We start from the raw sequence: 7814 nt of genomic DNA, 5'->3' as shown, positions 1-7814 counted from the left end.
GCGGGCCCCCCCCCCCGGGGGGGGGGGGGGGGCCGCCCCCCCCCGGGGCGGGCCCGCCCCCCCCCCCCCGGCCGCCGCTCCCGCGGCGGCAGCGGCCACTGGGCGGGGCGGCCCGGCGCTGAGGCCGGGCGCGGGAGCGGAGCCCGAGCGGGCGTCCGGCCGGGCCCCCCACCCCGGCCGGGCGTCCGCCCGGTCCCGTTCCCGTTCCGACGGGTACCGCCGCGTCAGGCCTGCCAGGGACGCCCGAGGAGCCCCGCCACGTGCTCCGGCGTGGCCACCGGGCAGACCTTGTGCACGAAGTCCCGCCGCAGCGCGTGGTACGGCTCGCCCGCCCGGTAGAAGTTGGCGTGCATCCGGCGCAGTTCCTCCGCCCGGTACTCGGCCAGCGGCTTGGCCTCCTCGTCGACCGCGCGGCGGCGCTTCTTGTCCACCAGCCGCCCCGTGAGGTCCGGGGCGGCGGCGATCCGGGCGGCCTCGCGGGCCACCCAGCGGCGGAACCCGGCCGTGTCCCCGCCGACCGTACGGTCCACCAGGCCGATCCGGCGGGCGTGGTCGGCACCGACCGGCAGCGCCTCGGCGGTCAGCCGCTCGGCCTGCTCGGCGCCGACCCGCCGGGGCAGGGTGTACGTCCAGTACTCGGAGCCGTACAGGCCCATCAGCCGGTAGTGCGGGTTGAGCACCGCCGACTCCCGGCACCACACCTCGTCGGCGGCGAGCGCCGCCATCAGCCCGCCGGCCGCCGCGTTCCCGGCCAGGGCCGCCACCGTCACCTTGTCCGTCGTGGTCAGCACCGCCTCGACGAAGTCGTCCATCGCGTTGATGTTCTCCCAGGACTCCAGTGCCGGGAAGGCCGCGCCCTGGATGACGTTGAGCTGGATCCCGTTGGAGTAGAAGTCCCGGGGCGCGCCGAGCACCAGCACCGAGGTCGGCCGCTCGGCCGCCTCCCGGTACGCGGCGAGCAGCCGGCGGCACTGCCCGGTGCTCATCGCCCCGCCCGCGTGGGCGAATTCGAGGAAGCCGACCTCGCCCTCCTCGCGGTAGCGCAGCTCCGACCAGGTGTCCCGGCGGCTCGCCGCCTCCGGGCTCACCGGCACCTCGCGGACCCGGTACAGCTCGTCGGCGAGCACGGTGGCCGCCGGCAGCTTGAAGGTGGCCGGCCCGCCGGGGGTGCGGCGCGGGCGCAGCTGCGGTATCCACACCGCGCCGTCCACGGTGGCCCGGCAGATCGCGCCGTCCCGGGTGGCCAGCACGGCGCCGGGCACCGGTCCGCGCAGCTCGTCCTCGGGGTGGCCGCCGTGCAGGAAGAACTGCCGCCCGTACAGCTCGTCCAGCACGCCGGGCTGGGAGTCGGCGGCGCGCAGCTTGCGCAGCACGGTGGCGGTGTCGTCCCGCGACCAGTCGATCCGGCGCGCCTCCTGGCGCAGGAAGGGCCGCGGTTCGCCCTGCACGTCCGGCCGGGCGTAGTCCAGCGGCTCGGGGGTGAACAGCCCGCCCTCGTACCGCTGGACGGCCAGCAGGACGGCCTCGACGGCGGCGTCGGCGAGCTCGCCCCGGTACAACTCGCTCTTGCCGCAGGCGGGGACGGAGAACTCGACGGAGGCCCAGATGTCCCCGGCGTCCATCTCCTCGACGGCCTGCAGCACGGTGACGCCCCAGTGCTCCGCCCCCTCGGTGATCGCCCAGTCGAGCGAGGAGGGACCGCGGTCGCCCTTGGGCCCCGGGTGCACGATCAGGACGGTCCGGGTGGACCAGATGTCCTGCGGGACGGCCCTGGTGAGCATCGGGCAGATGATCAGCTCGGGGTCGGTGCGGGCCACCGCCTCCCTCATCCCCTCGTCTCCGAGGGCGAGTTGGACGGCGACCCGGTGGCCGCGCTCGCGCAGTCCGGTGTGGACGCGCTGGGTCAGGCTGTTGAACGCACTGGCGATCAGGAGAATGCGCAAGGAGGGCCTCCGGCGGGAACTGGGGTCGCGCGCAGGCGATGAAACCACGGCATGGACACGTAATGATTACGGTCCGTGTCTCGGCGCTCCACTCTCACGCACCCCGCACACCTGTGCCCCGCGTTTCGCCGGATCTCCCCAACTCCCCGTTCCCACCGGGTACCCTCCGCCGCCGGCGGACCCGCGCTATCGCGGGAACGCCCGGCGGGCCCGCCAGGTGGTGTGCTCCCGGGAGACCGCGTCCTCCGCCTCGGCGGCCAGCCGGGCCCAGCGCGCCTCGGCGTCCGGCGCCCGGAGGTCGAGGTCGGACAGCTGGTTGCCGACGTTCTCCAGCTCGCGCGCGGCCAGCTGGTAGGCGGCGGCCAGCGGGCCGAGCTGCTTGAGCTGCGTCCAGGCGATGATCGCCGCCGCCGCGGCCGAGGTGGCGCCGAAGACGTGCACCGGCAGCGCGCCGGTGGCCTGGGCGACGGCCGCCGCGGCACCGACGATGATCAGCACCGCGACGCCGAGCCCCCAGGAGACCGCCTGCGAGTCGCAGGCCTCGGCCCGGGAGCGGTACCAGGTGCGCTGGCCCTCGACCCGGGCGCGCAGGTAGAGGGTGCGCCGGGCGGTCAGGCTCTCGGCGCGCTGCCGGCGCATCTCCGGGGTGATCTCGGCGACGCTGCCGGGCGGCACGATCTCCGGGTCCTCGAAGGCCCGCAGCACGTCCTCGACCTGGAGCAGGTAGCCGCGGTCGACGTCCACGGACTCGGCCTCGCCGTCGAAGGGCGTGGCCCGGACGGTGTACTTCCAGGCCAGCGTCTTGACCGACTCGGCCGCCGCCCTGGCCTGGTACCAGCGGCCCTGCGGGTTGCTCCGGCGCAGCCGGGACCAGAAGTAGCCGGCCACCAGGAAGGCGGCGACCGAGAACAGCGGCCAGACGTCGAAGTCGCCCTTGTCGTCCGGGCCCGGGAACGACCCGATCACCGCGGCGACCACCAGCATCGCGATCAGGCCGCGGTACCAGCGCAGCGTCTCCCGCTGGCCGTCCAGCGATGCCTTGTCCGTCGTCCAGAACAGCTCCGGCAGAAGCTGTGCCTCGACGCCCCCCGGCGGATCCTGTTGCACCATCGGTCGAGTCCCCTCCCCCTTCTCCGTCCAGCCAGTATTCCCATCGCCAACTCGCCTACACGGGCGCATTTTTGACAACTTCCGACCGTTGGTGACGGGCGCGGCCGGAGGAGCGCCCCCGGAAACGCCGGGCGGCCGGAGGAGCGGCCCCGGAAACGCCGGGCGGCCGGAGGAGCGGCCCCGGAAACGCCGGGCGGCCGGAGGAGCGGCCCGCGGAAACGCCGCGGCCCCGTCCTCCCGGGGTGAAGCCGGGGGGACGGGGCCGCGTGGGCCGTACGGCGTCAGAGCAGGCCGAGGGCCGGCATCAGGTAGTAGAAGGCGAACACCGCCGCCACCGCGTACATCGGGACCGGGACCTCGCGGCCGCGGCCGGCGGCCAGGCGCATCACGCAGAAGACGATGAAGCCCATGCCGATGCCGTTGGTGATGCTGTAGGTGAACGGCATCATCACGATGGTCACGAAGGCCGGGATCGCGATCGTGTAGTCGGCCCAGTCGATCTCCTTGATCGAGTTGGCCAGGATCAGGAAGCCGACGGTGACCAGGGCCGGGGTGGCGGCCTGGGCCGGGACCATGGTGGCGAGCGGGGTGAGGAAGAGCGCCACCACGAAGAGCAGGCCGGTGACGATCGAGGCGAAGCCGGTCCTGGCGCCCTCGCCGACACCGGCGGTGGACTCGACGAAGCAGGTGTTGGCGGAGGACGAGGTGGCACCGCCGGCCGCGGTGGCGATGCCGTCCACCATCAGGACCCTGTTGATGCCGGGCAGGTCGCCCTTCGCGTCCAGCAGGTGGGCCTCGTCGGCCACGCCGAGGATGGTGCCCATCGCGTCGAAGAAGCAGGACATCAGCACGGTGAAGACGAACAGCACGCCGGTCAGCACGCCGACCTTCTCGAAGCCGCCGAACAGGCTGACCTTGCCGACCAGCCCGAAGTCCGGCGCCGAGACCGGGTTGCCCGGCCAGGTCGGGACGGTGAGGCCCCACTTGAGCGCCGGGATGTCGGCCACCTTGTCGATGATCGCGGCGAGCGCGGTGGAGACCGCGATGCTGATCAGGATGGCGCCGGGCACCTTGCGGATCAGCAGGATCAGGGTCAGCAGCAGGCCGACCACGAAGATCAGCACCGGGAAGCCGAGCAGGTGCCCGTTGCCGCCGAGCTGGAGCGGGACCGTGGTGTGGGCGGCGTCCGGGATGCGGCTGACGAAGCCGGAGTCGACCAGGCCGACCAGGCTGATGAACAGGCCGATGCCGATCGCGATCGCCTTGCGCAGACCGAGCGGCACGGCGTTCATGACCCGCTCGCGCAGACCCGTGGCGACCAGCAGCATGATCGCGAAACCGGCCAGCACGACCATGCCCATGGCGTCCGGCCAGGTCATCTTGGGGGCGAGCTGGAGCGCCACGATCGTGTTGACGCCGAGGCCGGCGGCCAGGCCGATCGGGACGTTGCCGATGACCCCCATCAGCAGGGTGGTCAGAGCCGCGGTCAGGGCGGTCGCGGTGACCAGCTGGCCGCTGTCCAGGTGGGCCCCGGTGACGTCGGTGCCGCTGGCCAGGATGATCGGGTTCAGCACCAGGATGTACGCCATGGTGAAGAAGGTGGCGACACCACCGCGGATCTCGCGCGGCAGGGTGGAACCCCGCTCGCTGATCCGGAAGAAGCGGTCGACGGCGCTCGTGGGGGGCTTCGGCGCGGCGTCGGCGGGTTCGGGCGACTCGGTGGTCGGCTGGACCACAGGCATGTGCGTGCGTCCTCTGTGGGGGAGCTGAGGAGAGGGAGTGGACGCCCGGGGCGACGGTGGCCGGGCGCAGATCTTTAAGTATGGTTTCCGGATCGCACACGCGCTATCTTCGCGCGTAGAGCTCGCATGGGGCCGAGGGGCCCGCACCGCCGCCCGCCGCACCGTACGCTAGGCCCCATGCCCAAGACGCCACTGCACCCCTCGCCCCCTCCGCTGGAGGCCAACGACGTCGCCATCGTCGGCGGCGGCACGGTGCTGTGGTTCGTCGCCTTCCTCGCCCTGCTCCCCTTCCAGGGCACCCTCTCCGCGCACGGCCACGGCACCTGGCCCTGGATCTGCCTCTCCGGCGGCCTGCTCGGCCTGATCGGCCTCTGGTACTGCCGCGCCCGACGGGACGCGATCGCCCGCGGCCGCGCCGCCGAGGCGGCCGCGCAGACGGCCGAACACACGGCCGAGGACAACGGCCAGAACCCGGCCACCCGGTCGGACTGAATAGTCCTTTAGTAGCACGCATCGGGCATAGGGCGCCCGTAGAGTCGGTGCCATGACGCAGCCTGACCAGCCAGCGGAAGAGCGGCCGACCGACCGGGACCGACCGGACGGAGCACACCCCCTCGGCCTGCTGCCCGGCCGGCGCGGCGGCCTGACCGCCGCCGAGGTGGCCGAGCGGGTCGCGAAGGGCCAGGTCAACGACGTCCCCGTACGGTCCAGCCGGTCCACCAAGGAGATCGTCCGGGCCAACGTCTTCACCCGCTTCAACGCCATCATCGGCGTGATGTTCGGCATCATCCTGATCGTCGGTCCGCTCCAGGACGGCCTGTTCGGCCTGGTCATCGTGGCCAACACGGCGATCGGCATCATCCAGGAGCTGCGCGCCAAGAAGACCCTGGACAGCCTGGCCCTGATCGGCGAGGCCCGCCCGCAGGTCCGCCGGGACGGCGCCGTCCAGCAGATCGGCGTCTCCGAGATCGTCCTCGACGACACCGTGCTGCTCGGCATCGGCGACAAGGTGATCGTGGACGGCGAGGTCGCCGAGGCGGACGGCCTGGAGATCGACGAGTCGCTGCTGACCGGCGAGCCCGACCCGGTCCTCAAGCAGCCCGGCGACCACGTGATGTCCGGCAGCTTCGTGGTGGCCGGCGCCGGCGCGTTCACCGCCACCAAGGTCGGCCGCGAGGCCTACGCGGCCCAGCTCGCCGAGGAGGCCAGCAAGTTCACCCTGGTGAAGTCGGAGCTGCGCACCGGCATCGACAGCATCCTGCGGATCATCACCTACCTGCTGATCCCCACCGCCCTCGGTCTGATCATCAGCCAGCTGGCCGTCGAGGGCCGGGACTGGCAGGAGGCCGTCCGGCGCATGGTGGCCGGCATCGTGCCGATGGTCCCCGAGGGCCTGGTGCTGCTGACCTCGGTCGCCTTCGCGATCGGCGTGGTCCGGCTCGGCCGCAAGCAGTGCCTGGTCCAGGAGCTCCCGGCGATCGAGGGCCTGGCCCGGGTGGACACCGTCTGCCTGGACAAGACCGGCACCCTCACCGAGGGCGGCATGGACGTGATCGACCTGCGGGTGCTCTCGAACGGGGAGCCCGCCGCCGTCGCCCCGGAGACCGTCCAGCACGCGCTGGCCGTGATGGCCGGCGCCGACGCCCGCCCCAACCCGTCCATGCAGGCGGTCATCGACGCGTACGGGCGCGGCGACGGCGGCGCCTCCTCTGGCCGCGACGGCTGGCGGGTGATCGAGGCCATGCCCTTCTCCTCCGCCCGCAAGTGGAGCGGGGTGCAACTGCTGGAGCCGCAGGGCGGCGAGGCCAGCTGGCTGCTCGGCGCGCCCGACGTGCTGCTGCCCGCCGGGCACCCGGCCCTGGCCGAGGTGGACGAACTGGGCGCCCGCGGCCTGCGGGTGCTGCTGCTCGGCCGCACCGCCGTCCCGCTGGACGCCCCCGACCCGGCGGCCGACCTCACCCCGCTCGCCCTGGTGGTGCTCCAGCAGCGGCTGCGCTCGGACGCCGCCGAGACCCTGCGCTACTTCGAGGGCCAGCGGGTCCGGGCCAAGGTCATCTCCGGCGACGCGGCGGTCTCGGTCGGCGCGGTGGCCGGCCACCTGGGCCTGCCCGGCGCCGACCACCCGCTGGACGCCCGCACCCTGCCCGCCGACCCGGAGGAACTCGCCGAGACCGCCGACCGGACCAGCGTCTTCGGCCGGGTCACCCCCCAGCAGAAGCGCCAGCTGGTCGGGGCCCTGCAGTCCCGCGGCCACACCGTGGCGATGACCGGCGACGGCGTCAACGACGTGCTCGCGCTCAAGGACGCCGACATCGGCGTGGCGATGGGCACCGGCTCGGACGCCACCAAGGCGGTCGCCCAGATCGTGCTGCTGAACGACTCCTTCGCCTCGCTGCCGTCCGTGGTGGCCGAGGGCCGCCGGGTCATCGGCAACATCGAGCGGGTCGCTTCACTCTTCCTGGTGAAGACCGTCTACTCGGTCCTGCTGGCCCTCCTGGTGATCTTCACCCATTCGCCGTACCCGTTCCTGCCCCGGCACTCCACCGTGCTGTCCTCGCTGACCATCGGCATCCCGGCGTTCTTCCTCGCGCTCGCCCCCAACAACGAGCGGGCCCGCACCGGCTTCGTGAAGCGGGTGCTGCGGCTGGCGGTCCCCGGCGGAGTCATCGCCGGCACCGGCACCTTCGTCGCCTACACGCTCGCCCGCGCCGACCACGCGACCGACCTCAAGGCCGACACCAGCGTGGCCACCCTGACGCTCTTCCTGATCGCCATCTGGGTCCTCGCCATCGTCGCCCGCCCGTACAACTGGTGGCGCCTGCTGCTGATCGGCAGCATGTGCGGCGCCTTCGCGCTGGTGCTGGTGGTGCCCCCGCTGAAGACCTTCTTCGACCTCTCGCTGGTCGGCTTCCGCGACCCGCTGACGGGCGTCGCCATCGCGGTGGTCTGCGGCATCGCCCTGGAGATCGCCTGGCGCGTCATGAAGCGCCGCGGCATGGAGTGACCCTCCCGTGGGCCC

5 protein-coding genes are annotated in these 7814 nt (G+C 73.2%); 2 read left to right on the top strand and 3 right to left on the bottom strand.

The genetic code is table 11. The features are described 5' to 3' along the window. Nucleotides 1-224: 224 nt before the first annotated feature. From ACWDBB_RS31045 to ACWDBB_RS31035, 3 genes are all read right to left on the bottom strand, one after another. Nucleotides 225-1943: a hydrogenase maturation protein gene (locus ACWDBB_RS31045; RefSeq protein WP_449792733.1), complete on the bottom strand. Its 1719-nt coding sequence runs from the start codon at nt 1941-1943 to the stop codon at nt 225-227. Nucleotides 1944-2129: 186 nt separating this feature from the next. Beyond that, entirely contained in the window at nt 2130-3053 is a 924-nt protein-coding gene (locus ACWDBB_RS31040; protein ID WP_449792732.1) for a DUF4231 domain-containing protein, read from the bottom strand. 281 nt (nt 3054-3334) lie between these two features. After that, complete coding sequence (locus ACWDBB_RS31035) at nt 3335-4795, bottom strand: NCS2 family permease (protein WP_449792731.1); 1461 nt, start codon at nt 4793-4795, stop codon at nt 3335-3337. Nucleotides 4796-4972: 177 nt separating this feature from the next. Between ACWDBB_RS31035 and ACWDBB_RS31030 the strand changes: the two genes are divergently transcribed. Beyond that, nucleotides 4973-5287, top strand: coding sequence for a DUF2530 domain-containing protein (locus ACWDBB_RS31030; RefSeq protein ID WP_449792730.1), 315 nt, complete (start codon nt 4973-4975; stop codon nt 5285-5287). A 52-nt stretch (nt 5288-5339) separates the two neighbouring features. Then, nucleotides 5340-7799, top strand: a complete 2460-nt coding sequence (locus tag ACWDBB_RS31025) for an HAD-IC family P-type ATPase (protein WP_449792729.1) — start codon at nt 5340-5342, stop codon at nt 7797-7799. Nucleotides 7800-7814: the final 15 nt, after the last annotated feature.

The sequence above is a fragment of the Kitasatospora sp. NPDC001095 genome (genome assembly GCF_053598615.1).
This window is presented reverse-complemented; position numbering and strand designations above follow the sequence as displayed.

Excerpts from the sequence above, each read along its gene's own strand:
- ACWDBB_RS31040 (WP_449792732.1), bottom strand. The coding sequence starts at position 3,053 with ATGGTGCAACAGGATCCGCCGGGGGGCGTCGAGGCACAGCTTCTGCCG.
- ACWDBB_RS31035 (WP_449792731.1), bottom strand. The coding sequence starts at position 4,795 with ATGCCTGTGGTCCAGCCGACCACCGAGTCGCCCGAACCCGCCGACGCC.
- ACWDBB_RS31030 (WP_449792730.1), top strand. The coding sequence starts at position 4,973 with ATGCCCAAGACGCCACTGCACCCCTCGCCCCCTCCGCTGGAGGCCAAC.
- ACWDBB_RS31025 (WP_449792729.1), top strand. The coding sequence starts at position 5,340 with ATGACGCAGCCTGACCAGCCAGCGGAAGAGCGGCCGACCGACCGGGAC.